Source organism: Streptomyces sp. NPDC000410 (assembly GCF_040300305.1).
Classification (GTDB): domain Bacteria; phylum Actinomycetota; class Actinomycetes; order Streptomycetales; family Streptomycetaceae; genus Streptomyces.
In genome coordinates this window covers 51,331-75,666 of the sequence record NZ_JBEPDM010000006.1, presented here as the reverse complement: position 1 = coordinate 75,666, position 24,336 = coordinate 51,331, and the positions used below count along the sequence as shown (strand labels likewise).

General features: G+C 72.2%; 15 protein-coding genes. 10 read left to right on the top strand and 5 right to left on the bottom strand.

Annotated features, from left to right (window positions below; translation table 11 throughout):
- Positions 1-191: 191 nt before the first annotated feature.
- The 3 genes from ABT342_RS10175 to ABT342_RS10165 all read right to left on the bottom strand — a co-directional run bounded on the left by ABT342_RS10175 (position 192) and on the right by ABT342_RS10165 (position 6,164).
- A complete protein-coding gene (locus tag ABT342_RS10175; protein ID WP_351569841.1) occupies positions 192-3,209 on the bottom strand; it encodes a tetratricopeptide repeat protein in 3,018 nt (1,005 codons plus the stop codon).
- Complete coding sequence (locus tag ABT342_RS10170) at positions 3,209-5,071, bottom strand: HSP90 family protein (protein WP_351569838.1); 1,863 nt, start codon at positions 5,069-5,071, stop codon at positions 3,209-3,211. Before ABT342_RS10170 ends, ABT342_RS10175 begins: the two co-directional genes overlap by 1 nt.
- A gap of 115 nt (positions 5,072-5,186) precedes the next feature.
- A complete protein-coding gene (locus tag ABT342_RS10165) occupies positions 5,187-6,164 on the bottom strand; it encodes a hypothetical protein (protein WP_351569836.1) in 978 nt (325 codons plus the stop codon).
- 915 nt (positions 6,165-7,079) lie between these two features.
- Here ABT342_RS10165 and ABT342_RS10160 point away from each other — a divergent pair.
- Complete coding sequence (locus ABT342_RS10160; RefSeq protein WP_351569833.1) at positions 7,080-8,180, top strand: hypothetical protein; 1,101 nt, start codon at positions 7,080-7,082, stop codon at positions 8,178-8,180.
- Positions 8,181-8,505: 325 nt separating this feature from the next.
- Here the strand turns inward: ABT342_RS10160 and ABT342_RS10155 are convergent, their stop codons facing one another.
- The gene (locus ABT342_RS10155) at positions 8,506-8,928 is read right to left on the bottom strand and encodes a secondary thiamine-phosphate synthase enzyme YjbQ (protein ID WP_351569830.1); all 423 of its coding nucleotides are present in this window, start codon (positions 8,926-8,928) and stop codon (positions 8,506-8,508) included.
- A gap of 441 nt (positions 8,929-9,369) precedes the next feature.
- Between ABT342_RS10155 and ABT342_RS10150 the strand changes: the two genes are divergently transcribed.
- The 4 genes from ABT342_RS10150 (at position 9,370) to ABT342_RS10135 (ending at position 14,687) form a co-directional block, all read left to right on the top strand.
- Positions 9,370-10,542, top strand: a complete 1,173-nt coding sequence (locus ABT342_RS10150; protein WP_351569828.1) for an NAD(P)/FAD-dependent oxidoreductase — start codon at positions 9,370-9,372, stop codon at positions 10,540-10,542.
- A 21-nt stretch (positions 10,543-10,563) separates the two neighbouring features.
- On the top strand, positions 10,564-11,919 hold the full coding sequence (hglS, locus tag ABT342_RS10145) for a 2-oxoadipate dioxygenase/decarboxylase (protein ID WP_502965501.1): 1,356 nt from the start codon (positions 10,564-10,566) through the stop codon (positions 11,917-11,919).
- The gene (gene amaB, locus ABT342_RS10140) at positions 11,916-13,448 is read left to right on the top strand and encodes an L-piperidine-6-carboxylate dehydrogenase (RefSeq protein ID WP_351569825.1); all 1,533 of its coding nucleotides are present in this window, start codon (positions 11,916-11,918) and stop codon (positions 13,446-13,448) included. Before hglS ends, amaB begins: the two co-directional genes overlap by 4 nt.
- Before the next feature lie 66 nt (positions 13,449-13,514).
- A complete protein-coding gene (locus ABT342_RS10135) occupies positions 13,515-14,687 on the top strand; it encodes an NAD(P)-binding domain-containing protein (RefSeq protein WP_351569822.1) in 1,173 nt (390 codons plus the stop codon).
- A 22-nt stretch (positions 14,688-14,709) separates the two neighbouring features.
- Here ABT342_RS10135 and ABT342_RS10130 read toward each other — a convergent pair whose 3' ends face one another.
- Positions 14,710-16,545, bottom strand: a complete 1,836-nt coding sequence (locus ABT342_RS10130) for an ABC transporter ATP-binding protein (RefSeq protein WP_351569821.1) — start codon at positions 16,543-16,545, stop codon at positions 14,710-14,712.
- A gap of 106 nt (positions 16,546-16,651) precedes the next feature.
- Between ABT342_RS10130 and ABT342_RS10125 the strand changes: the two genes are divergently transcribed.
- The 5 genes from ABT342_RS10125 (at position 16,652) to ABT342_RS10105 (ending at position 24,161) form a co-directional block, all read left to right on the top strand.
- Positions 16,652-17,110 carry a MarR family winged helix-turn-helix transcriptional regulator gene (locus ABT342_RS10125; protein WP_351569819.1) on the top strand — a complete coding sequence of 153 codons (459 nt, stop codon included), beginning with the start codon at positions 16,652-16,654 and terminating at the stop codon, positions 17,108-17,110.
- Positions 17,111-17,276: 166 nt separating this feature from the next.
- The gene (locus ABT342_RS10120; protein WP_351569816.1) at positions 17,277-18,482 is read left to right on the top strand and encodes a glycosyltransferase; all 1,206 of its coding nucleotides are present in this window, start codon (positions 17,277-17,279) and stop codon (positions 18,480-18,482) included.
- A gap of 388 nt (positions 18,483-18,870) precedes the next feature.
- On the top strand, positions 18,871-20,337 hold the full coding sequence (locus ABT342_RS10115) for a Gfo/Idh/MocA family protein (protein WP_502965500.1): 1,467 nt from the start codon (positions 18,871-18,873) through the stop codon (positions 20,335-20,337).
- 192 nt (positions 20,338-20,529) lie between these two features.
- A complete protein-coding gene (locus ABT342_RS10110; RefSeq protein WP_351569814.1) occupies positions 20,530-22,383 on the top strand; it encodes an ABC transporter transmembrane domain-containing protein in 1,854 nt (617 codons plus the stop codon).
- Positions 22,380-24,161 (top strand): ABC transporter ATP-binding protein, encoded by a 1,782-nt coding sequence (locus tag ABT342_RS10105; protein ID WP_351569812.1) that lies wholly within the window; start codon positions 22,380-22,382, stop codon positions 24,159-24,161. The genes ABT342_RS10110 and ABT342_RS10105 overlap by 4 nt, the downstream gene beginning before the upstream one ends.
- Positions 24,162-24,336: the final 175 nt, after the last annotated feature.

Sequence of the window (24,336 nt, the reverse complement as noted above, 5' to 3'; positions counted from 1 at the left end):
ACGGACGATGTTGCACCTCGCCGACCTCGTGATGTGCCACTTCCTGCACAGTTGCGGCCTCTCGTGATCGTTCGCGATCGATCCACCGGACAAGGCACGCTGTCCGCGGGCTCTGACATCGGCCGCAACCGCCCCCGGGGCCCGGCCGTAGTGCACGGCCGGGCCCCGGGGGCGGTTGGCGCGACGCCGGCTCAACGGCCTTCCGTCAGCCGCGACATGTAGTCCTGCCGCAGCGCGTCGAGGATCTGCGCTGCCTCCGAGAGGCCAGCCTTCTGGCAGCGTGCCGCCGCCGTCGTCAGCCGGGCGATGGCCTCCTTGAACCGGCGCAGCGCGTTGCCCTCGATCAGCGCGGCGATCCGGACCGCCTCGGCACGCGCCGACTCGCCCTCCTCGCCGCCCTGTTCGTGGGCGGCGACGGCGGCCTCGGTCTCGGCCAGGGCCTCCTCGAACCGCTCCGCCTCCGCCAGGACGCGGCCCCGGCGGTAGTGCACGGTGCCCCGCTCGAACCAGGGCACGAAGCCCTCCGTGCCCTCCGGCACGGATGCCGCCAGCGCGTCCGCCTCGGCGAGATGCTTCAGCGCCGTCTCCAGGCCCTCCAAGCCCTGCGTGTTCATGACCAGACGCGCAAACTCGCGCATCATGTGCATGAGCAGGGACGGGTTCGGCGCCTGCGCGTGCGCCGCCAAGGCCCGCTCGTACGCCGTGCCCGCCGCGTCCCAGCGGTCCGCCAGAGCCAGCGCGATGGCCGTGTCAGCGGTCACCATGGTCTGGATGGGGGCGTCGTCCTCCCAGCCGGAGACAGCGTCCGCCAGCCGCAGAAACTCCTCGGCCGACGGCAGGAACTCCTCCAGTTCCCGCAACCCGCGCGCCAGCATGAGCCGAGCCTGGGCGACCGTCCGCTCGTCGAGCGCGGCCGCCGCTTCCTCGGCGACCAGCGACTCCAGGACCGCGACCGCGTCGGCCTGCTGGCCCGTCCGCGTCAGAACGTCGACCAGCTGCAGCCGCACGTCCGCCGCCTCCTCGGACACTCCGGACTGGTCGAACCGCGCGGCCGCCTCCGACAGGTGGCGCACCGCGCCCGCGTGGTCGCCCAGGTGCGAGACCGCGTGGCCGAGCATCGCGTACGCCGGCGCTATCGGGAAGTCCGCGTCGTCGTACCGCACCGCGTCCGCGATCGCCTGGTGCAGCAGCTCCACCGCCTCCTGCGGTCGCTGCTGTGCCATCAGGATCTGGGCGAGCAGGGCACGCGGGCGCGAACCGCGCCACGGCCGGTCGGCGGCTTCCAGGTCCTTCAGCGCGGCGCGCAGCCCCTCCTCGGCGCGCACGAGGTCGCCGTGGCGGCCGGCCACGTCCGCGGCGAACTGCCGTGCGTTGGCGACCTGGTGAGGGACGGACAGCCGCTCCGCCTCGGTGTGCAGGGCCTGGACGCACGCCTCGAAGCGCTCGACGGCGCCTGGGGAGGCCTCCGGACCACCGCGGCCCAGCTCCCGGTAGGCCGCGTACGTGCGCGCGTAGTACACCGTGAGGTACGCCAGCTTGCGCTCCTGCTCCAGGTCGTCGCAGGCCGCCGCCTCCGCCGCCCCGAGGGCCTCGCCCGTGAACGGAACCTCGGTGCACAGCCGTTCGGCCTCGCGGAGGAGTTCGTCGAGGGCATCCTGGATCCCGTCGGAGTCCAGCCGCTCGGCTCCCCCGGCCGGCTCGGCGCCCCCGTCGGCCGACGGGTTCGTCCAGGCCAGGGCGCGGGCCCGCGTGGACAGCGCCTGCCACGGCATGCCGAGCCGCTCGTACAGCTCCGCGGCCTTGCGCGCCTCCACGGTGGCCTCGTCGTCGCGGTCCGCCATCGTCAGCTCGCCCGCCCGTTGCTCGGCGAGTTCCGCCCGCAGCAGCTCCTGCGGGCCGAGCACGTCGTCGTGCACCGCGCTGCCGTCGGCCAGACGCTCGGCGATCCGGGTCCACAGCCGGGCGTCCCCGGGGTGACCCGCGCTCGCCATCCGCCGTGCCTCGCGCACCAGAGTCACGAAGTCCTCGGGGATCGCGACGGCGGCGGGAGCCGCGGTGGCGAGAGCCGTCACCGGCGCAGCCGCGGCCGTCGCCGGGCGGGCGACGGCCGTCCTCAGGCCCAGCGGCAGCGGCGCGTCGAGCAGCGGACGCTGCGACAGACGCTCGCGGCGACGGTCCCCGACCGCCGTCGTGCCGTTGCGGGCGTTGAACGCCGCCGTCAGCCGGTCCGCCTCGGCGCGGACGTGCGCGAGCAGTTCGTCCGCCGTCCAGCTCCGTCCCAGCGGGCCCGCGACGACCGTGTCGGCGTGCCCGTCCTCGACGATCCGGGCGAGCAGCAGCTCGATGCCGGTCAGGAAGTCCAGATGGGCCAGCGGAGCGCCGGTCGCCTCGAACAGCGCCCGGTTCTCGGCGAGGATCTCCAGGCCGCGTCCCTCGTTGCGGGACAGCACGCAGAACTCCAGGTGCCGGCCGACCCAGGCCTGCATGCCGGTGTTGCCGCGGACCCGGCGGTAGCCGGTCAGGTGGTGCGAGCGGGCCTCGTCGAGCCGGCCGAAGCGCAGTAGCGCTCCGAGCGCCAGCGCCTGGCTCATCTGCGGCTCCTCGGTGCAGCCGATCGCCTCGTCGAGGACCGGCCGCAGCGTGTCGAGCGCCCCGGCGTCGTCGCCTCCGTTCATCTGGTGCGCGGCCAGGTGCCGGGTCTCGCACGCCTCGCAGTCGCTCAGCTCGGTGCGCGGCCGGGTGACCCACAGGTCGTACGCGTCGGCGACCCCCGCGCCCGTGTGGGCCGCGACGTGGTAGCGCATCGCCGCCACGGGCTGCATGCCGTGCCCGGCCTTCTCGTACCGGCGCAGTGTCTCGTCGATCCAGCCGCGGATCGAGGCCAGCGACACCTCAGGCACGTCGAGCAGCGAGGTCGCCACCCACTTGAACCGCCAGTAGACCTGGTGGGCCTCCCCCTCGCTGAATTCCTCGGGAGACTCGTCCCACAGCTTCAGCAGCCGGCCGAAGACGACCGGCGACTTGCGGTACTCGCCGGTGAACTCGTACGCCGTCATGAGCTCCAGCAGAGCGGTGACCAGGACGTCCGGCTTCTCGAACTGACCGGCCGCTTCGACGAGTTCTTCGGCAGTGACGGTGCGCTGCGGACCGTGCGGGCGGTCGTGGTTCTCACGCAGTGCCTCGATCACGGCCTCGGGGGTGTCCAGCATCAGATGTCCTTCCGGGGCCCGGAGCCGTCCGCGTCCGTGCCGGGGTTGTGCATGGCGTGGGTGAGCAGGCCGATGAAGGCCCGGTTCAGCAGGGCGCTCTCGCTCGCCTTCAGCGGGCGGCGGCTGAGCAGCAGGGCCTGCCCGTACAGTGCCTCGGCGGTGGTGACGGCCAGACCGCGCTCGGAGATCGTGATCGCCTGGCGCACCAGCGGGTTGAGGTGGTTCAGGACCAGCTGGGCGCGCGGCGTGTCGTGCCGCAGAGAGCCCAGGATGTCGGCCCACAGACCGTCACTCTCGGCGGCGAGGCTCGACCGGGTCCGCTCGTGGCGCGCCTCCCGGTTGTCGAGCAGCAATGCCGGGGCGGTCACCGGCTGGAAGTCGCGCAGCACGACGTCGCAGTCGTGCACGCCGATCGTCTCCCGGGCGACGAGCAGGAATGCCGCCGCTCGCAGTTCGGCCGTCGGGTCCACCGCGTCCAGATGGGCGGTGACCGTGGCCGGGTCGAGGTCGCTCACGGAGGTGCCGGGACGGATCTCCGGCAGCCGGTGCACGAGATCGCGGTCGTAGGTGTAGCCGCCGTTGACCACGCCCAGGCCGGCCGCCGCGGCGATCGGGGCGACCTGCCGGAACTCCTCCACACTGCGGGTGACCAGCAGCGTCGCGTGCGTGCGTGCGAACTCCTCGAGCGTGACGTTGCCGTCGGTGGTCTCGAACGGCAGCCACGGCAGCACCACCCGCAGCAGCTCGTCGTCGTAGCGCGCCAGCGCCTTCACCGCGAGATGGTGGGTGTCGATGAACCGGTGCAGCAGCGCCGGGTCGCTGGCCGCGAGCCCCGTGAGCCAGTCCCGGATCCGGTCGCCCAGGGCGTCCCGTACGGCAGACAGCGTGCCGTCCTCGTACAGCGACTCGCGCGAGGCCGTCGGTCGCAGGCTCGTGGTGTCGACCACGCAGCGCACGAAGAACGCCCAGTCCGGCAGCAGCTCGGGCGCCTGGTCGGTGAGCAGCATGCCCTTCAGGTGCACCCTGTGACCGGCGCGCTGCGCCGGGCTCACGGCCGTCGGCAGCACGTACGCGACACCGCGCAGCCCGGCCGCCGGAAGGTCCAGCTCGATGGTGTCGAGCGGGGTGAAGTCGAACCGGTCGCGGCAGTACGCGGTCAGCGCCTCGCGGTGGGCGAGCGGGGAGCGGTGGGTCCGCTCCCACGGCGGCGTGTCGTTGATCCGCTCCTTCTCGCCGTGCGGGCCCACGACAGTGACCTCGTACCGCAGCAGGCTGCCGTAGTGCCGGGCCAGGTCGACGACCCGCCGCGGGCTCGTCCACTCGGCGTTGTCGGCCCGGGGGACGAGCCGCACGGTGGTGCCCGGCTCCGGCACGGCCGAGGATGGCAGCGTACGGATCGTGTACCGGCCGTCGGAGTGACCGCGCCACTCGACCGCGGGCGCCGCGGGGTCGGCCGCGGACCGGCTGAGCACGGTGATCTCGTCGGCGACGACGAAGCACGCCAGCAGGCCGATGCCGAACTGGCCGATGAACTCGCCGCGGGCGGACTCGAGTCCGGCGCCGTCCAGGGCGCCTTCGGCAGTCCGCTTGGAGCTGCGGCCGATGGTGGCGAGGAATCGGTGGACGTCGGCCTCGGTCAGTCCGATGCCGGTGTCCGTGACGGTGAGCGTGTCACCGGTGCGCACGGTGATCGTGCGGGGCGCATCCGGGGCGACGGCCTGACGGGCGGTGATGGCGTCCACGGCGTTCTGCAGCAGCTCGCGCAGATAGACGCGGGGACTCGAGTAGAGGTGGTGGGAGAGCAGGTCGACCAGGCCGCGCAGGTCGACCTGGAAGGTGTGGGCGGTCTCGGAAGAGGACACCGGACGGAATCCTTCACTGGGGCGCCCGCGCCGGCGAACGGCACGGACGGGAAGATGGGCGAAAGAGAGGGCAGGGGCGGGCGCGGCGCTCGTCTCGGCGTACACGCCCTGCGGGTCAGCGCCCGGCGGCCGAGCGGTGCTTGCGGTAGGCCGCGACGGGGTCGGAGCCGTTCAGGTAGTCCCACGGGGACTCCGTGACCCGCCCCTGCGTGGCCTGGAAGCACTCCCGGGCGGACACCCGGTCCCCGGCCAGCGAGAAGGCCATCGCGAAGCTGTTCAGCAGCTCCAGCCAGGAACCCTCCCGCACGAAGTCCGCATGCCGGTACGAGTGGTCCGCCGCCTGCCTCAGCGACTCCGCCACCTCGGGCCGGCGCATGTACGCGGCGTCCGGGCCCGAGTCGAGGGACAGCCACTCCTCGATGTGCGCGTCCGGCACCAGCCGGCCCAGCGGCGTGCCGCCGGGAGCCTTGAACGCGGACTCGCGGGCGAAGGCGTGCATCTCCTCGTGCGACCCGCCCCACTTCTTGCAGATCTGCTGCAACCGCTGCGTGTGCGCCCCCAGGTGGTAGGGGTCCCGGCGCACGGTCGCCTCGAACCGGCGGCGCGCCGTGACCTGCCCGACCTGCAGACCGCGGCCAGTGACTTGGAGGACGTACCAGGGCGAGGTCCAGCCCGGCTCCAGCTCGGCAGCCTCGTACAGCCACTCCTCGGCCTGGCGCAGCCGGGAGTGGAAGACCTCGAACTGTTCGCGCGAGACGTCCTTCGCGCGCGCCGAGGTCCGGGCCTCCCAGCCCCAGTTGACGTAGCGGATGCCCGCGACGGTCAGCGCCAGCGCCGACTCGGGCTCCGTCTTCAGCACGTCGCCGATCCACCGCTCGACGCCGGCCGTGTCGCCGACGGCCCACAAGAGCCCCGTACGGTCCTGGCTCTCCGGTCGCGCCTCCAACTGGCCCCGCACGGCGGCCCAGTCCGCCGCGGCGGCCGCCTCGCGCACCCTCGCCACGTCCGGATCGCTGGCGTCCTTCTCCAGCCGCGCCCCGGGCCGGCCGGTCCACCGTCCCAGCGTGGGCCCCCAATCTCGGAGCAACGCCATTGTCCCCACCCCTTGGTGTCTCTCACAGGGAGGCAAGTGACCACCCCCCTCGTGGAGGTAGTGACTATCACGCGCGACTGACATTCGCACATCCGTTTAGTGACGCCTGGCCGTTCGCCGATCCAGAAGAGGTGGCCGGCGCCGAGGAACCCACCGGGACGCTTGTGCCATGGGCCACCACGTCCGCGGTCGGCGCGATGCCGGCGGTACGGACGAGTGTGGCGCAGACCGGCCCCACGCCGACCGCCATGCCGGACAGGATGGACCGGGCCCGGTTGCGCGGTTGCCGGTGGGCGCGCCGGTACGGGGACGCGGCGCGCCTCCTGGTACCGGCGCGCCAGGTGGTTTCCCGCTACGTCCCCCCGCCGGCCAGGAGGGTTCAGGGAGGAGGGTGGGCGAGTGGACCCGGAACAGTGTCGCGCCGACCTTCCAGCCCGCGGGCATGCTCTCCAGGTCCAGAACCGACTTTGAGTGGGGACACGCTGAGCGGCGCCGCAAGGTCAGGAGTCGCCGTGGGAGTGTCATGCCTCCTGCCTGCCGGACCCGTTCCGCTGCCGCCGCGTCCACCAGCCACAAGCACCAATGCGATCACCATCGCCGACGTCCACACGCCCGTCACCGATCGATTGCAGTGCACTCGCTGCTCGTCCCACGTACGACACTTGCTCCCAGAGCCTGTGACCTGTCGGGGCGGTCAAGGCGTCGATGGCGAAGAATGCCTGCGACTGCGGGCAGTTGGTTCAGCTGAACCGGCTGCTGCCGATCGGGGTACGGCCGGCACGCGGAGCGTCGGCACCGGCTCGTCACCGGTCCACGAGCCCGACCAGGGCAGGGCCCTGTGCACCCCTTTGACCTCGCCTTATCGTTGGCCTTGACCGTTGCGGAAGGTAACGGGCTCGGGAATGATCCCCCGGTGTGACCATCTTCCTCGCCGTCGTACTCGGCGTGTTCCTCGTCGTGCTCTACCGGCTCTTCATCGTCCCTCGCCGCGTCGGAGAGCACTTCGTGGCGTCCGAGTACGGCCTTCCGCCCCGTGAGCAGCTCGACTCGCGGCGCCCCGGCCCGCCCCCGCCGGCACACCGCACGGAGCAGCGGCAGGCCGTCGCCAATGCTGCGTGGGGAGGGGATTGGCAGTCCGCCGAGCGGTACGTCCGGGCGGCGGGCGAGGACTGGGACGAGCGCTGGAACCGGCTGGAGCTCCTGCAACAGGTCGCCCGGGAGGACGACGCCTGGCTCGACGCCTGGCGCGCCGCCGAGCCCCGGAACTGCGACGCAGCCACCCTCCACGCGAGCATCATGGTCCACCGCGCCTGGGAGATCCGGGGCAGCGGGTATGCCCACGAGGTCATGACCTCGGACATGAACCGCTTCCGCGCCATGCTCCCGGCCGCGATCGAGGAGGCGCGGCAGGCCGCCCTGCTCGACCCCGCGAACCCGGGCCCCTGGGTCGTGATGGTCACGGCGGCGCGCGGAGCGCAGTACCGCCACGCACAGTTCAAGCCGCTGTGGGAAGGGCTCATCGCCCGCGCTCCCCACCACTATGAGGGGCACTGGCAGGCCCTCCAGTACTGGTGCGCAAAGTGGTTCGGCAGCGACCGGCGGATGATGCGGTTTGCCCGCCAGGCGGTCCGCAAGGCCCCGCCCGGAAGCGCGCTGGCCGGGATCTATCTCCACGCGCTGAACGAGCTCACCGAGCGGTCCGCCACCGGCACGCTGGCCGTCACGCCGATGGCGAGGAGCGTGCTGAAGCAGATTGCAGCCTCGCTCGACGGGGTCGCGCCCGACGACGAGCGCCTGCCGGTCCTGCGCCACCTGCTGGCCCACTACATGCTCCGGTCGATGATGTACGCGTCCGCCTTGGAGCAGTTCCGCCTGATCGGACCGTGGTGCGGCGCCCAGCCCTGGCGCGAGGACGGGAACCCGGTCATGGCCTTCGAAAGGGCCCGCGGCACGGCCGCGAAGCTGTCCCGGACACGTCCCGCCCCGCAGCCGCCGGTCTGCAAGATGGGCCGCTAGCCTCGATCTTTCGTGACGGTCTGCCGACGGAGTCGGCAGACAGTTTCACGTTCTGTGGCTGGGTGGTGGGCAGGCTGGTGGCCCGTCTGTCGCGTCGGGTGGGCGCCGAGTTCCACTGCTCCGGGTCGCGTCGCGCTGTCGCGGGTACGGGGAGAGCTGCTGGTCAGCCCGGGTTCGGTAGGTGGACGAGCCGGTCGATGGCCGTCGAGATGTCGGCGGTGCGAGCGGCCCTCCCTGCTCGTAGTGGGTCACAGCTGGTACCGCCCGTCTCAGGGGCCGTCAGGTGCGGCCGGAAATCAGTCCTACAGCCCTGAACACATCAGGGCTATCCGAGAAACGACAACCGCACCTGCCGCTGCGGGTTGTCCCTGTTGGTGTCGACGAGACAGACCGACTGCCAGGTGCCGAGCTCCAGGCGGCCACCGATGACCGGCAGGGTGGCGTGCGGCGGCACCAGCGCCGGCAGGACGTGGTCGCGGCCGTGGCCCGGGCTGCCGTGGCGGTGCTGGTAGCGGTCGTCGGCCGGAAGCAGCACGTGCAGCGCGGACAGCAGGTCGTGGTCGCTGCCGGCGCCGGTCTCGATGACGGCGATGCCCGCCGTCGCGTGCGGCACGAAGACATGGAGCAGACCGTCGCGGCCTGCGGCGGCCTCCTCCAGGAACTTCTCGCACTCACGGGTCAGATCGGTCACGGTCTCGGCCGCGCCGGTGGCCACGTCGAGGACTTTCGTGGTGAAGGCATGAGGCATACGTCCATCCTGGCGCCCCCGCCGCGGGATCGCGCGGGCGGTCGTGCTCGACCCGGTCCGGGTCGGGTGCCGTCTGGGGCCGCTCTGGGGCTCGTATCCGGGACGGCATGCTGTGTCTTCTGGGGGACACCCCCAGACCCCCGTACGGCGCGTGCGGGGCCTCGTAAAGAGCACCCTGAGTCATGCGCCACAAATCACGCTTCAGTGTCCCGGACACGACCCCGCCTCGTCCCCCTCCGCGCGCCTGGCCGGGGTGGCTCGCCCTGGTGGTTCATGGGCAGTCGTTCCGCCGATGGTTTGTGGGCAGGGGGAGGAGGAACGGGTGGGCACAAACCACCCACCGGGCCGCACCCGGCCGACAGACCGCGCACCCCACCGGAGGTAGCCGTGGCAGGTCAGGCCTCATGGACGCAGAGAGTGCGCAGCCGTCACCATGGCCTCATGGATCACGGTACGAGCACGGACACCGCACAGGTGGTGATCATCGGCGGTGGGGTCATGGGCGCGAGCATCGCGTTCCACCTCGCCGAGGCCGGCGTACGCGACATCCTGCTGCTGGAACGCGACGATCCGGCCTCCGGATCCTCGGGCAAGCCGATCGGTGGCGTACGCGCCCAGTTCTCCGATCCGCTCAACATCCGCCTCGGGCAGCGCAGCCTGCGCGCATGGCGCTCGTTCGCGGCGCGGCCGGGGGCCGACGTGGGGCTGCGGAGTGTCGGCTACCTCTTCCTGCTGACCCGGGACAAGGACGTGGCGGCCTTCCGCGAGGCATCCCTCACCCAGCGGGAACTGGGCGTCGACAGCCGCATCATCGGGCCCCGCGAGGCCCACGCCCTGTGCCCGTACGTCGATCCGGCCTCGATCGTCGCCGCCGCCTACTCCCCCGACGACGGCTACGCCCTGCCGAAGGCGGCCGTCGACGGCTATCTGCGGGCGGCCCGCGGGCTCGGCGTGACGGTGCGTACGCACTGCGCGGTCACGGCGATCGAGACCGACGGCGGGGCGGTGCGGGCCGTGCGCACCACGGCGGGCACGGTGCGCACGGGGAGCGTGATCTGTGCCGCCGGGGCGTGGTCCGGCGCGATCGGCGCGATGGCCGGGGTGCGTCTGCCGGTCACCCCGCTGCGTCGGCAGATCGCCCTCACCGGCCCGCTCACGCCGCCACCGCCGCGCATCCCCTTCACCCTCGACTTCGACTCGACGCTGTACTTCCACGACGACGGCGCGGGCGGACTGGTGCTCGGACTCTCCGACCCCCGTCAGGAGCCGGGTTTCGGACGGGAGTTCAGCAAGGAGTGGCTGGAGCCGTTCCGCGCGGCCGCCGCCCGCCTCGCGCCGGCGCTCGCGGACCTCGAACCGGCGAGCGGCGGCTGGGCGGGGCTGTACGAGATGACGCCGGACCGCAACGCCCTGATCGGTGAGGCACCCGATGTCGGCCGGTTCCTCTACGCCACGGGTTTCTCCGGGCACGGTTTCCTCCAGGCGCCCGCGGTCGGCGAGATCGTGCGCGATCTGTGGCTCGGCAGGGAACCGTTCATCGATGTGGGCCCGCTCGCGGCGACCCGCTTCGAGAAGGCCGCCGCGGCGGTGCGCCCCGAGGCCCACATCATCTGACCGGCCCTTCAGGAGGTTCGCATGGCTGGCCTGGTTCCCGCGTGGCGGCTGCGTGCCGCGTTCGCCCGACGGCTGTCCACGATGTACGGGACCGAAGTGCCCGCGTACACCACGCTGGTGGAGGTGGCGGGCAAGGTCAACGACGACGTACTGCGCAAGGGCGGGGAGAGCGCCCAGCGGCTGGGCAGCATCGAGCGGGTCACGGCGGAGCGGCACGGGGCGATCCGGGTCGGCACACCGCGCGAGCTGCGGCAGGCGGCGCAGGTCTTCGCCGCGCTCGGCATGGAACCGGTCGGTTTCTACGATCTGCGTGATGCGGCGGCCAGCGCGGTGCCGGTGGTGTCGACGGCGTTCCGGCCGGTGCTGCCCGAGGAGCTGGACCGCAATCCGTTCCGGGTCTTCACCTCGATGCTCACTCCGGCCGACCGCCGTTTCTTCGACGCCGATCTGCGGGAGCGGCTGGAGGCGTTCCTGGCTCGCCGCGAGCTGTTCCCGCCACAGCTGCTGGAGCTCGCGGCGCTCGCCGAGCGGGAGGGCGGGCTCGACGAGGAGCGGGCCGAGCGGTTCCTCGGCCTCGCGGTCGGCGCGTTCGAACTGTCGCCGGAGCCGGTGGACCGGGCCTGGTACAGCGAGCTGGAGAAGGTCTCCGCCGTCGCCGCGGACATCGGCGGGGTCGGCAGCACCCACATCAACCACCTCACCCCGCGCGTCCTCGACATCGACGACCTGTACCGGCGGATGGAGGACCGCGGCATCACGATGATCGACCGGATCCAGGGGCCGCCCCGCTGGGACGGACCGGACGTCCTGCTGCGTCAGACCTCGTTCCGGGCGCTGGCCGAACCGCGCACCTTCCGGGAGCCCGACGGCACGGTCTCCACCGGGGCGCTGCGCGTCCGCTTCGGGGAGGTCGAGGCACGCGGCATCGCGCTCACGAGAAAGGGGCGGGAGCTGTACGACCGGCTCGTCGAGGGCCCGGTCGAGGAGTGGGCCGCGGCCTTCCCGCGCACCGAACGCCGACTGGCGGTGGAGGGCGTCGGGTTCTTCACGTACGAGGCCGTGCGGGAGCGTCCGCGTGACGGCCGGCGTCCGCCGGGCGACCTCGCCGGCCTGCTCGACGGCGGCTGGCTGTCGGCGCGCCCCATCGTCTACGAGGACTTCCTGCCGCGTTCGGCGGCGGGGATCTTCCAGTCCAATCTCACCGACCCGGGCGCCCGTGACTCCGCGCAGGCGGGCGCCCATTACGACCAGCACGGATTGTCGGAGGCGATCGAGCGGCCCGTACACGATCCCTTCGACCTCTACGCCGCACAGCAGGACGTCTCGCTGGGCCGAGCGCGACAGATCCTGGCACCGACCGAGGAGAGCGACGCATGACCACCATCACCGCACTTCCCGACACCGACGCGCTGCGGGTGCGGGCCGAGGAAGCCCTGCGCCGCTGCGGGGCGCGCGTGCCGACGGGCGAGGGGCTGACCGCCCGTACTCCGCTGACCGGCGGCACGCTCTTCACGCTGCCCGTCGCCACTCCCGAGGAGGCGGACGCGGCCGTCACGGCGGCCGAGGCCGCGTTCCGTGAGTGGCGTACGGTCCCGGCGCCCCGGCGCGGGGCGCTGGTCAAACGGCTCGGGGAGCTCCTGACCGCGCACAAGGAGGATCTCGCCGAACTGGTGACCATAGAGGCCGGGAAGATCCACTCCGAGGCCCTCGGCGAAGTGCAGGAAATGATCGACATCTGTGACTTCGCGGTCGGGCTTTCGCGCCAGCTGTACGGCCGCACGATGGCGTCCGAGCGGCCCGGCCACCGGCTCTCCGAGAGCTGGCATCCGCTGGGCGTGGTCGGGGTCATCTCCGCGTTCAACTTCCCGGTCGCCGTCTGGTCGTGGAACACGGCGATCGCGCTGGTCTGCGGCGACTCCGTGGTCTGGAAGCCGTCGGAGCTGACCCCGCTCACCGCTCTGGCCTGCGACGCCCTGCTGCGGCAGGCGGCCGCGGACAGCGACGCGCCGGGCGATGTGCACCGTCTGGTGCTCGGCGAGCGCGAGGCGGGGCAGCGCCTGGTCGACGACGCGCGGGTGGCGCTGGTCAGCGCGACCGGGTCGGTGCGGATGGGGCGGGAGGTCGCGCCGCGTGTCGCCGCCCGCTTCGGCCGCTGTCTGCTGGAGCTGGGCGGGAACAACGCGGCGGTCGTCACTCCGTCCGCCGATCTCGACCTGGCCGTGCGCGGCATCGTCTTCTCGGCGGCCGGGACCGCCGGGCAGCGCTGCACCACCCTGCGCCGGCTGATCGTCCACGAGGACGTCGCCGACGAGCTGACCGAGCGCATCGTCCACGCCTACGCGTCGCTGCCGGTCGGCGACCCCTTCCGGGCCGGCACGCTGGTCGGCCCGCTGATCTCGACGGCGTCGTACGAGGGGATGGCGCGCGCGCTCGACGCCGCGCAGGCGGACGGCGGGAAGGTGCTGACGGGCGGTGACCGGCGGCTGCGCGAGGAGGCTCCGCATGCCGCGTACGTCGCTCCGGCGGTGGTCCGGATGCCCGCGCAGACGGAGATCGTGCGCGCGGAGACCTTCGCGCCGATTCTCTACGTACTCACCTACCGGACGCTGCAGGAGGCGATCGAGCTGCACAACGGCGTACCGCAGGGGCTGTCGTCGTCGATCTTCACGCAGAGCCAGCGCGAGGCGGAGCGGTTCCTGGCCGCCGACGGCTCGGACTGCGGGATCGCGAACGTCAACATCGGGACGTCGGGCGCCGAGATCGGCGGCGCGTTCGGCGGCGAGAAGGAGACGGGCGGCGGGCGTGAGTCCGGGTCGGACGCGTGGCGCGCGTACATGCGCCGGGCGACGAACACCGTGAACTACTCGGACGAGCTTCCGCTCGCGCAGGGCGTCAACTTCCTCTGATCCCCTCGGGCGATTCCGTCGGGCGCGCCCGGGAAGATCCACCACATCACGGGTGTTAGTAGAAACGTGAACAACTTCGGGGGTGTGGACGTGGTCGTCATCGGCGCCGGACAGGCGGGTCTGTCCGGCGCCTACCATCTGCGGCGCGTGGGGCTGCGCCCCGATGCCGACTTCGTGGTCCTCGACCACGCGCCACGGCCGGGCGGCGCCTGGCAGTTCCGCTGGCCCTCGCTGACATACGGCAAGGTCCACGGCATGCACGCGCTGCCCGGGATGGAGCTGACCGGCGCCGACGACAACCGGCCGTCGTCCGAGGTGATCGGTGAGTACTTCACCACGTACGAGGACGCCTTCGATCTGCGGGTGCACCGGCCCGTCGATGTCCGCGCGGTGCGGGAGGGCGCGGGCGGGCGGCTGCTGGTGGAGACGTCGGAGGGGACGTACGCCACCCGTGCGCTGATCAACGCCACCGGCACCTGGGACCGGCCGTTCTGGCCGCGCTACCCGGGGCAGGAGACCTTCCTCGGGCGTCAGTTGCACACCGCGGACTACGCCGGGCCGGACGCGTTCGCCGGGCAGCGGGTGATCGTCGTGGGGGGCGGGGCGTCGGGCACGCAGCATCTGATGGAGATCGCGGAGGTGGCGGCGGACACCACCTGGGTGACGCGCCGTCCTCCGGTCTTCCGCGAAGGCCCGTTCGGGGAGGAGCAGGGGCGGTCGGCGGTCGCCCTGGTGGAGGAGCGCGTCCGGCGCGGACTGCCGCCGCTGAGCGTGGTGTCCGTGACAGGCCTGCCCTTGAACGATGCGATACGCCGCGCGCTCGCGGAGGGCGTGCTCGACCGGCTGCCGATGTTCGACCGCGTCACTCCGACCGGGGTGGCCTGGGACGACGGCCGGACGGTCGACGCGGACGTGATCCTCTGGGCCACGGGCTTTCGCGCCGCGATCGACCACCTGGCGCCGCTGAAGCTGCGCGAGCCGGGCGGCGGCATCGCGCTGGAAGGCACCCGCGCGATCCGGGACGCGCGCGTCCACCTCGTCGGCTACGGCCCCTCGGCCTCGACGATCGGCGCCAACCGGGCCGGTCGTGCCGCGGTCCGCGAGATCCAGCGCCTCCTGAAGGGCGCGCCGGAGCCGGTGGACGAGGCGGCCGCGCCGGAGTCCGCAGAAGAGGCGGCCCTGTCCACCGCGTCAGCAACGGCTGCGGCTGCGCCGACGCTCGCGGGCGTGACCGCCTGAGGCGGCCCAGGGTCCGCCCCCGTCAGGGAGCGACCGGCACCTCCAGCGGCGTCGGCTCGGCGTCGCGGCGGACCAGGGCGGCATAGCGGCCGTCCCGGTCGAGCAGCTCCGCGTGGCGGCCGCGCTCGGCTATACGGCCGCCGTCCAGGACCATGATCTGGTCCGCCTCACGCACCGTGGAGAGCCTGTGGGCGATGGTGATCGTGGTGCGGCCCGCCGACAGGGCGTCGATGGCCTGCTGCACCGCATGCTCCGTGCGGGTGTCGAGGGCGCTGGTCGCCTCGTCCAGGATGAGCACCGGCGGATCGCGCAGGATCGTCCTGGCGATGGCGAGGCGCTGCTTCTCCCCGCCCGAGAACCGGTAACCGCGCTCGCCGACCAGGGTTTCGTAGCCGTCGGGCAGGGACGCGATGTGGTCGTGGATCTGCGCGGCCCGCGCCGCCGCCTCTATCTCAGCGTCGGTCGCGTCGGGTTTGGCGAAGCGCAGATTGTCGGCGACGGAGGCATGGAAGAGGTAGGTCTCCTGGGAGACCACGCCCACGGCCCTGGCGAGGGTGTCGAAGTCCAGCTCGCGTACGTCGACGCCGTCGAGGGTGACCCGGCCGCCCGTGACGTCGTAGAGCCGGGGCACCAGATAGCTGAGCGTGGACTTGCCGGAGCCGGTGGGGCCGACGACGGCCAGGCTGCCGCCCGCCGGGACGGTGAGGTCGATCCCCTGGAGCGTCGGACCGCTCTTCTCGTCGTAGCTGAAGTCCACGTCCTCGAAGCGCACCTCGCCGCGGATCTTCTCCAGGGGCACCGGCTTCTCCGGCTCGGTGATCTCGACCGGCAGGTCCAGATACTCGAAGATCCGCTGGAACAGGGCGAGCGAGGTCTGAATCTGCACTCCGGTGGAGAGCAGGCTCACGGCGGGGCGGAAAAGGCCCTGCTGGAGAGAGACGAAGGCGACGAGCGTACCGATCGAGATCGCCGGTCCACCGGACTGGAGCGTGAGGCCCGCGGCCCAGTAGAGCATCGCGGGCATGGCGGCCATGACGATGCCGATGACGGCCATCCGCCATCGCCCGGCCATGCTGGAACGCACCTCCAGATCGACCAGCCGTTCCGACTCGTCGGCGAAGGAGCGGGTGAGCGAGTCGGCGCGGCCCATCGTGCGGCCGAGAAGGATGCCGCTGACGGAGAGCGACTCGGTCACCGTGGCCGCCATCGCGGCCATCTGCTTCTGCCGCTGTGTCGTGATCGTCTTGCGCTCGCGGCCGACGCGGCGGCTGACCCAGACGAACACCGGGAGCAGGAGCAACGAGACGACGGTGAGCCGCCAGTCCAGTGCCAGCATCGCGACGATCGTGGCGACGACGGCCGTCAGGTTCGAGACCAGGGAGGTCGCGGTGGAGGTCACGGTCGCCTGCATGCCGCCGATGTCATTGGCGATGCGCGACTGGACCTCGCCGGTGCGGGTCCTGGTGAAGAAGGCGAGCGGCATGCGCTGCAGTTGGGCGTAGACGCCGGTGCGCAGATCGTGCATGACGCGCTGGCCGACGGTGGTGGAGATGAGCGTCTGCAGCACGCCGAAGACACTCGTCATCACGGCGGTGAGGATCATGCCGAGCGCGAGCAGCGACAGCAGGCCGGTGCGGCCCTGCGGGATCGCGGTGTCGAGGATCTCGCGGAGCATGAACGGCGAGGCGACGGAGACGAGTGAAGCCGCTCCGACGAGCAGCCCGACCAGGGCGAGACGGCCCCGGTAGGGGCGGAAGAGCCGGAGAATGCGCCGCACCTGGGCGGGCGGCTCCGGTCGCGTGGGGTCGAGCGGGCGTGTGGGTGGTGTCCAGGACGGACCTTCGTCGTGAGGGCGCATGGGCTCCTTCTGAGAGGTGAGACAGCCGGGCGAAGATGCCGGTTTGAGGATCATAGCTCACTGTTACCTATACTCACAATGAATAAGGTCCTGATATTGTTCCCGTATGACCACCCCCGCGCCCGTCCCCGACGCCGACGGTCTGCTGGCCGAGCAGTTGCTGCGGCTGACCCGCCGTCTCCACCGCATCCAGAAGCGCCACCTGGAGCCGGTCGGCATCACGCCCGCGCAGTCCCGGCTGCTGCGTGTCGTCGCGCACTACGACGGGGCGCCCCGGATGGCCGATCTCGCCGACCGCCTCGAAGTCGTACCGCGTGCCGTGACCAGCCTCGTCGACGGGCTGGAGGCGAGCGGCCGGGTGCGCCGGGTGCCGGATCCGGCCAACCGCAGGGTGATCCGCATCGAGCTGACCGACAGCGGCCGGACCACGCTGCGCCAGTTGCGCAGCGCGCGCCGTGCGGCCGCGGAGGACATCCTCGCTCCGCTGAGCACCGATCAGCGCGAGGTGCTCGGCGGGCTGCTGTCCGCCCTGGTCGACGGCGGCCCTGAGCCGGGGCGCTGTTAGTACGGCATCCTGACCGCGCCCTTGACCGACGGCAACCGCGAGGACGACTCGGGCGCCGGCGCCGGGTTGGCGTACGGCGCACCCAGGGGCTTGCGGCACGACCCCGGTCGTGCCGCAGAATCGCCGAGCGAGGCCGGCCGGATCCTGGGGAAGCGAGAGTCACGAAATGCGCGTGTTGATGTCGACGTACGGGGCGCGCGGGAGCGTCCAACCGATGGTGGGACTCGCGGTGCGGCTGCAGGAACTCGGCGCCGAGGTGCGGGTGTGCGCGCCTCCGGACGAGGAGTTCGCTGAGCTGTTCGCCGAGGTCGGAGTGCCGCTGGTGCCGACCGGTCGGCCGGTGCGCCCGATGGTGGCCACGGTGGCGCCGGGATCGGCGGAGGGACTGGCGCAGCGTGCGGCCGAGTTGATGACCGCTCAGTTCGACACTGTCGCCGAGGCGGCCGAGGGCTGTGACGCGCTGGTGGCGACGGGCCCCTTGCCGGTCACGGCCGGCGCGCGGTCGGTGGCCGAGAAACTGGGCATCCGCTACGTGCACGTGAGCCACCAGCCGGTCGTCCTGCCGTCGCCGTACCGCCGGCCGCCCGCGCGGCGGGGGCAGCCGTTGCCATCGGACGCGACCGACAACCGGGCGCTGTGGGACCTGGACGCCCGGATCGCGAACACGATGTTCGGCGAGATGCTCAACACCCGGCGGGCGTCGTTCGGCCTGCCGCCGGTGGACAACGTCCGCGACTACGCCTTCACCGACCGCCCTTGGCTGGCCACGGATCCGGTCCTGGACCCGTGGCGGCCGACGAACCTCGACGTCGTCCAGACCGGCGCGTGGATCCAGGCCGACGAACGCCCGCTCCCGCCCGAGTTGGTGGCGTTCCTGGACGCCGGTACACCACCGGTGTACGTGGGCTTCGGCAGCATGCCGAGCGCCCCGGAGGACTTCGCCCGGGTGGCCATCGAGGCGATCCGCGCACAGGGCCGCCGCGCACTCGTCTCCCGCGGCTGGGCAGAGCTGGCCCTGGTCGACGACCAGGACGACTGCTTCGCCGTCGGCGAGGTCAACCAGCAGGCACTGTTCCACCGGATGGCTGCCGTCGTGCACCACGGCAGCGCGGGCACGACGACGACCGCCACCCTGGCCGGGGCGCCTCACGTGGTGGTCCCTCAGGGGGCGGACCAGCCGTACTGGGCCGGCCGGGTGGCCGACCTGGGCATCGGCACGGCCCACGACGCTTCGGCCCCGACCACCGAGTCCCTGTCGGCCGCGCTCAGGACGGCCCTGGCCCCCGAGACCCGCGCGCGGGCGACCGCCGTGGCCGGCACGATCCGCACCGACGGGGCGACGGTGGCCGCGAAGCTGCTGCTCGACGCGTAGCACCGGCGGGCCGGTGAGCCGGTGGAATGGCGCGTACGGCCGGAGCCCGGCCCGCTTTCCTCGGGGGCCGGGCTCCGGTGCTCTGCGCGTCAGCGGACGCTGGTGAACGACTTCCAGCCGGTGCCGATGCCGTTCTAGCGGTAGAGGTCGCCGGTCTTGGTGCGGCCGAGGATGTCGTCCTTGCCCTGGCCGGAGATCCGCCGCGTGTACGAAGGGTTTTACCGCGCGGACGTATGCGGCGCACTGCGGAGTCGTCGCCCAGACGTCTTGTCCAAGGACTCGCTTCAAGAGTCCAAACCGTCCTCTTGCGTACCACCGGCCTCAACGGCGATGGTCCTTGGCGAGGTTCACGTACCGGCCGCGCACCGTCAGCTCTCGTGGAGGCTCCATGAACGACGCAGCAAGGCAGAACGACGGCACCGAGGAACACAGCGAAGGGCGCAGCGAGGAAAGCGGCAACGGCGGCTCCATGAGCCGCCGTTCTGTTTTGTGGTCCACGGCGGGTGTCGCCGGGGCGGGGCTCGGGCTCGGGGCTCTCGGTGGTACCGGCACCGCTGCCGCGGACTCCTCGGCCGACTCCGGAGCGGACATGGCCCCGCCCGAGCGCCAGGGCCGCACCATGGCGGGCGTTCCGTTCGAACGGCGCAGCACCGTCCGGGTCGGGATCGTCGGCCTCGGCAACCGCGGTGGCTCGATGATCGACCTTTTTCTCGTCCTCCCCGGCGTCCGGGTCGTCGCCGTCTGCGACCCGGTGAAGGCCAAGGCCGAGGCCGCCGCCGCCAAGGTGGTGAAGGCCGGTCAGCCGGCCCCCGCCGTGTACACCAACGGCGAGGACGACTACGAGAATCTCTGCGCACGCGGTGACATCGATTTCGTGTACGTCGCCACGCCCTGGGAGCTCCACTTCGCGATGGCCAGGACGGCGATGCTGAACGGCAAGCACGTCGGCGTGGAGTGTCCGATCGCGATGCGCCTGGACGAGCTGTGGGCGCTGGTGGATCTCTCCGAGCGCACCAGACGCCACTGCATGCAGCTGGAGAACTGCTGTTACGGCAGGAACGAGATGCGGGTCCTGCGGATGGCGCACGCCGGTAAGTTCGGCGAACTCCTCCATGGCGCGGGCGCGTACAACCACGATCTGCGGGAGCTGATGTTCTCGCCGACGTACTACGAGGGTCCGTGGCGACGGCTGTGGCACACGCGGCTGCGCGGCGATCTGTACCCCAACCACGGCTTCGGTCCGGTCGCCAACTACATGGACGTCAACCGCGGCGACCGCGTGGTGAGCATCAGCAGTTTCGGCACCCCGGCGCTCGGCCTCGCAGAGTACCGCGCGGCGCACATGCCGCCGGGCGACCCGAGCTGGAAGGAGACGTACATCGAGAGCGACCGCACGATCAGCATGGTGCGGACGGCCAAGGGGCGGGTGATCCGCCTGGAGCACGATGTGTCGACACCACACCCGTACAGCCGGATCAACAGCCTCGGCGGAACCAAGGGTGTGTTCGAGGACTACCCGGGCCGCATCTATATAGAGCCGGACCACAAGGGCCATCAGTGGGGCGACTTCGCTCAGTACACCGAATGGGACCACTGGCTGTGGAAGGAGCACGCCAACCCGCCCGGTGGGCACGGCGGCATGGACTACATCATGGTGTTCCGGCTGATGCAGTGCATGCGGCTGGGGCTCGTCCCCGACTTCGACGTCTACGACGCCGCGACCTGGACGGCTCCGGTGCCGCTGAGCAATCTTTCGGTGAAGGCGAAGGGCGCTCCGCAGGAGATCCCGGACTTCACCAGGGGTGAGTGGAGGAAGGCCCGGTCCGGTATGGACTCGGAGAAGCCCAGGGAGTGAACCGTGAGCGGGGCGGGGCCCGACCGACCGTACCGGGCCCCGCGCGCCGACGTACTGGATGTCGCTCCAGGCCCGTCCCACGATGCGGGCCTGTACGCGGCGCCGCACCGGCCAGAAAATCGTTTGCGGCGACCGCCGTCGAAGAGCGAACCTTGCGTATCCGGGCCTCTCTTCCGAACGATCTGGGATGCCATGCAGATTCGCGATCTTCCGTATCTCGATCCCGGTGTACCGGACGTCCGGTCGGGACTCAGGTTCCTGCTCTGGCTCGGACGTCGGCAGCTGGGAGGCCAAATCGCCTCACTGGCCTGGGGGGTGCTGCACTTCGCGTCCGTCATGGCCCTTCCGTACGGCGTCGGTTTCGCCGTGCAGGCCGTCGTGGAGCGTTCGGGCACCCGGCTGGCGCTGGCGGGCGGGCTGATCGCGCTGGCCACGGTCGGTATCGCGGTCGGCGACACGATGCTGCACCGTACGGCCGTGACCAACTGGATCACCACCGCCGCGCGGGTGCAGCAGCTGCTGGCCCGCAGGACGGCCGAGCTGGGCTCCGCGCTCACGCGGCGGGTCGCCGCCGGTGAGGTCGTCGCGGTCTCCACCGCGGACGTCGAGAAGATCGGCTGGTTCGTCGAGGCCGTCTCGCGGTTCCTCGCGGCCGCCCTCACGGTCGTGCTGGTCTGTGTGGCGCTGCTGGTCTACCAGCCGGCCCTCGGCGTCGTCATCGCGATCGGCGTCCCGGTGCTGGCGCTCGGCGTACTGCCGCTGCTGCCCCGGGCCACCCGCCTCGCGGACGTCCAGCGCGAGAAGGCGGGCAAGGCCACGGAGCTCGCCTCCGACACGGTCGCCGGCCTTCGGGTGCTGCGCGGCATCGGCGGCGAGGAGCTGTTCCTCACCCGCTACCGCCGCGCCTCGCAGGAGGTCCGCGAGGCGGCCGTGCGCAGCGCCCGTATGTGGTCACTGATCACCGCGGTGCAGGTGCTGCTGCCCGGTCTGCTGCTGATCGCCGTGGTCTGGTACGGCCTCGGACTGGTCGCCGACGGACGGATCTCGGTCGGTGAACTGGTCACCGTGTACAGCGCGGTGATGCTGCTGACGTATCCGCTACGGCACTTCGAGGAGATCGCGATGGCGTACTCCTTCTCGCGGCCCTCCGCGCGCCGCGCGGCACGCGTGCTGTCCCTGGAGCGCGCCTCCGGTGTCTCCGGCGGCTCCGGCGTCTCTGGTGGCTCCGGCAGCTCCAGGGCCGCGACGGCCACCGCACCCACCACGCCCACCACGCCCACCGGCGACCTGTACGACCCGGCCAGCGGGCTGCTCGCCCCGGCCGGGACGCTGACCGCCGTCGTCTGCGGCGACCCGGACGCGGCGGGGCGGCTGGGGGAACGGCTCGGGGGGCATCCGGCCGAGCCGGATGGCCTGCCGTCCGTGCTGCTCGGCGGTGTCGCCCTGGACGACCTGCCGCGCGAGGCCGCCCGGACAGCGGTGCTGGTACAGGACAAGGACCCGGTGCTGCTGTCGGGAAGTCTCACCGAGCTGCTCGACGTGCCCGCTTCCGGCGCGGTGTCGCCACAGGCGGCGCTGGCCGCGGCCGAGTGCGGCGACGTCCTCGACGCACTGGCGCAGGCCGGTCTCGACGGCGACCCGATGGGCGCGCCGATCACCGAGCGCGGCCGTTCGCTGTCGGGCGGCCAGCGCCAGCGCCTGGCGCTGGCCCGGTCGCTGGTGACCGACCCCGAGGTGTTGGTGCTCGACGAGCCGACCTCGGCCGTCGACTCGCACACGGAGGCACGGATCGCCGAGGGAGTGCGGGCGCTGCGTGCGGGACGTACGACCGTCGTCCTCACGTCCTCGCCGCTGCTGCTCGACCGGGCCGACCGGGTCGTGCTCGTCCACGACGGCGAGGTCACGGCCGTCGGCGTCCACCGCGAGCTCCTGCACAAGGAGCCCCGCTACCGGGCGGTCGTGACCCGCGAGACGGACGAGGAACAGCTCACCGCAGCCGACCGCGTCGATGAGCACATCGCCGACCAGATCGAGGAGACGGCATGATCGGCGTCGCGCCACCGGCATACGATCCGGCGGCCCCGAGGACGGCGACCACCCTGCCGGTGGGCACACCCGCGACCGTCCGGTCGTACGTACGCGAGCTGCTGCGGCGCCACCGCCGCGCGTTCGTGCTGCTCGTGGCCGTCAACACGGTGGCCGTCGTGGCGTCGATGGCCGGTCCGTGGCTGCTCGGCGATCTGGTGGAGAAGGCGGCGGACGGGGCGCGCGAGCTCCATCTGGAGCGCACGGCCGCACTGTTCGCGGTGGCGCTGGTCGTCCAGGCGGTGTTCGTACGGCTGGTGCGGCTGCGCGGAGCGGTCCTCGGCGAGCGGATGCTGGCGGATCTGCGCGAGGACTTCCTCGTACGGTCCGTCGGGCTGCCCCCGGGGGTGCTGGAGCGGGCCGGTACGGGCGATCTGCTGTCCCGGATCACCACCGACATCGACCGGCTGGCGAACGCGATGCGCGAGGCGGTGCCGCAGCTGACGATCGGCGTGTTCTGGATCGTGCTGCTCGTGGGCGGGCTGACGGTGACCGCGCCGCCGCTGGTGCCAGCGGTGCTGGTGGCGGTGCCGGTGCTGGTGATCGGCTGCCGCTGGTACTTCAAGCGGGCGCCGTCGGCGTACCGTTCGGAGGCCGCCGGGTACGCGGCGGTGGCCGCCGTGCTCGCCGAGACCGTCGACGCGGGGCGGACCGTGGAGGCGCACCGGCTCGGGGCGCGCCGCGTGGCGCTCTCCGACCGCCGGATCAAGGAGTGGACCGCCTGGGAGCGGTACACACTGTGGCTGCGGTCGGTGCTCTTCCCGGTCATCAACGTGACGCACGCGACCGTGCTCGGATCGGTGCTGATGATCGGCGGCGTGTTCGTGCTGCGGGGCTGGATCGGGATCGGGCAGCTGACCACGGGCGCGCTGATCGCGCAGATGATGGTCGACCCGGTCAACCTGATCCTGCGCTGGTACGACGAGCTCCAGGTCGCCCAGGTGTCGCTGGCGCGGCTGGTCGGCGTGCGGGAGATCGAGCCGGCCGCGGGTGACGGGCAGGTGCGGCCCGAGGGGCGCGCGGTCCGCGCGGACGAGGTGCACTTCGGGTACCGCGAGGGCGTCGACGTGCTCCACCGGGTGTCGATGGACGTGCCGCCCGGCACCCGGCTGGCACTGGTCGGACCGTCCGGCGCGGGCAAGTCCACGCTCGGCCGGCTGCTCGCGGGCATCTACGCCCCGCGGACCGGCCGGGTCACGCTGGGCTCGGCCGAGCTGTCCCGGATGCCCGCCGAGCGGGTGCGCGAGCATGTGGCGCTGGTCAACCAGGAGCACCACGTCTTCGTGGGCTCGCTGCGCGACAACCTGCTGCTGGCCCGGGCGGGCGCGGAGGACGCGGAGCTGTGGGCCGCTCTCGGCGCGGTGGACGCGGACGGGTGGGCGCGGGCGCTGGACGAGGGCCTCGACACCGAGGTCGGCTCGGGTGGGCTGACCCTGACACCGGCCCAGGCCCAGCAGATCGCCCTGGCCCGGCTGGTCCTCGCGGATCCGCACACCCTGGTCCTCGACGAGGCGACATCCCTGCTGGACCCGCGCGCGGCGCGGCATCTGGAGCGCTCCCTCGCCCGGGTCCTCGACGGCCGCACGGTCGTGGCGATCGCGCACCGGCTGCACACCGCGCACGACGCGGACGTGATCGCGGTCGTGGAGAACGGCCGGATCAGCGAGCTGGGGAGCCACGGGGAACTGGTGGCGGCGGACGGGGCGTACGCGGCGCTGTGGCGCTCGTGGCACGGGTAGCTCCACGGGCGTCGCGGCACGGGTGGCTTCACGGGCGTCGTGGCACGGGTGGCTCCACGGGCGTCGTGGCATGGGTAGCTTCACGGAGGTCTCTGACCCGGCGGGAGCCGTGGCACGGGTAGCTGCGCAGAGGATTCCCGCCCCGGCGGGAGCGCACGCCCGCTGTGTTGCTCGC

Coding starts and splice junctions, on each gene's coding strand:
- ABT342_RS10155 (WP_351569830.1), bottom strand. CDS start 8,928: ATGCCTCATGCCTTCACCACGAAAGTCCTCGACGTGGCCACCGGCGCG.
- ABT342_RS10105 (WP_351569812.1), top strand. CDS start 22,380: ATGATCGGCGTCGCGCCACCGGCATACGATCCGGCGGCCCCGAGGACG.
- ABT342_RS10130 (WP_351569821.1), bottom strand. CDS start 16,545: ATGCGCCCTCACGACGAAGGTCCGTCCTGGACACCACCCACACGCCCG.
- ABT342_RS10115 (WP_502965500.1), top strand. CDS start 18,871: ATGAACGACGCAGCAAGGCAGAACGACGGCACCGAGGAACACAGCGAA.
- ABT342_RS10150 (WP_351569828.1), top strand. CDS start 9,370: ATGGATCACGGTACGAGCACGGACACCGCACAGGTGGTGATCATCGGC.
- ABT342_RS10120 (WP_351569816.1), top strand. CDS start 17,277: ATGCGCGTGTTGATGTCGACGTACGGGGCGCGCGGGAGCGTCCAACCG.
- ABT342_RS10110 (WP_351569814.1), top strand. CDS start 20,530: ATGCAGATTCGCGATCTTCCGTATCTCGATCCCGGTGTACCGGACGTC.
- ABT342_RS10125 (WP_351569819.1), top strand. CDS start 16,652: ATGACCACCCCCGCGCCCGTCCCCGACGCCGACGGTCTGCTGGCCGAG.
- hglS (WP_502965501.1), top strand. CDS start 10,564: ATGGCTGGCCTGGTTCCCGCGTGGCGGCTGCGTGCCGCGTTCGCCCGA.
- ABT342_RS10175 (WP_351569841.1), bottom strand. CDS start 3,209: ATGCTGGACACCCCCGAGGCCGTGATCGAGGCACTGCGTGAGAACCAC.
- ABT342_RS10165 (WP_351569836.1), bottom strand. CDS start 6,164: ATGGCGTTGCTCCGAGATTGGGGGCCCACGCTGGGACGGTGGACCGGC.
- amaB (WP_351569825.1), top strand. CDS start 11,916: ATGACCACCATCACCGCACTTCCCGACACCGACGCGCTGCGGGTGCGG.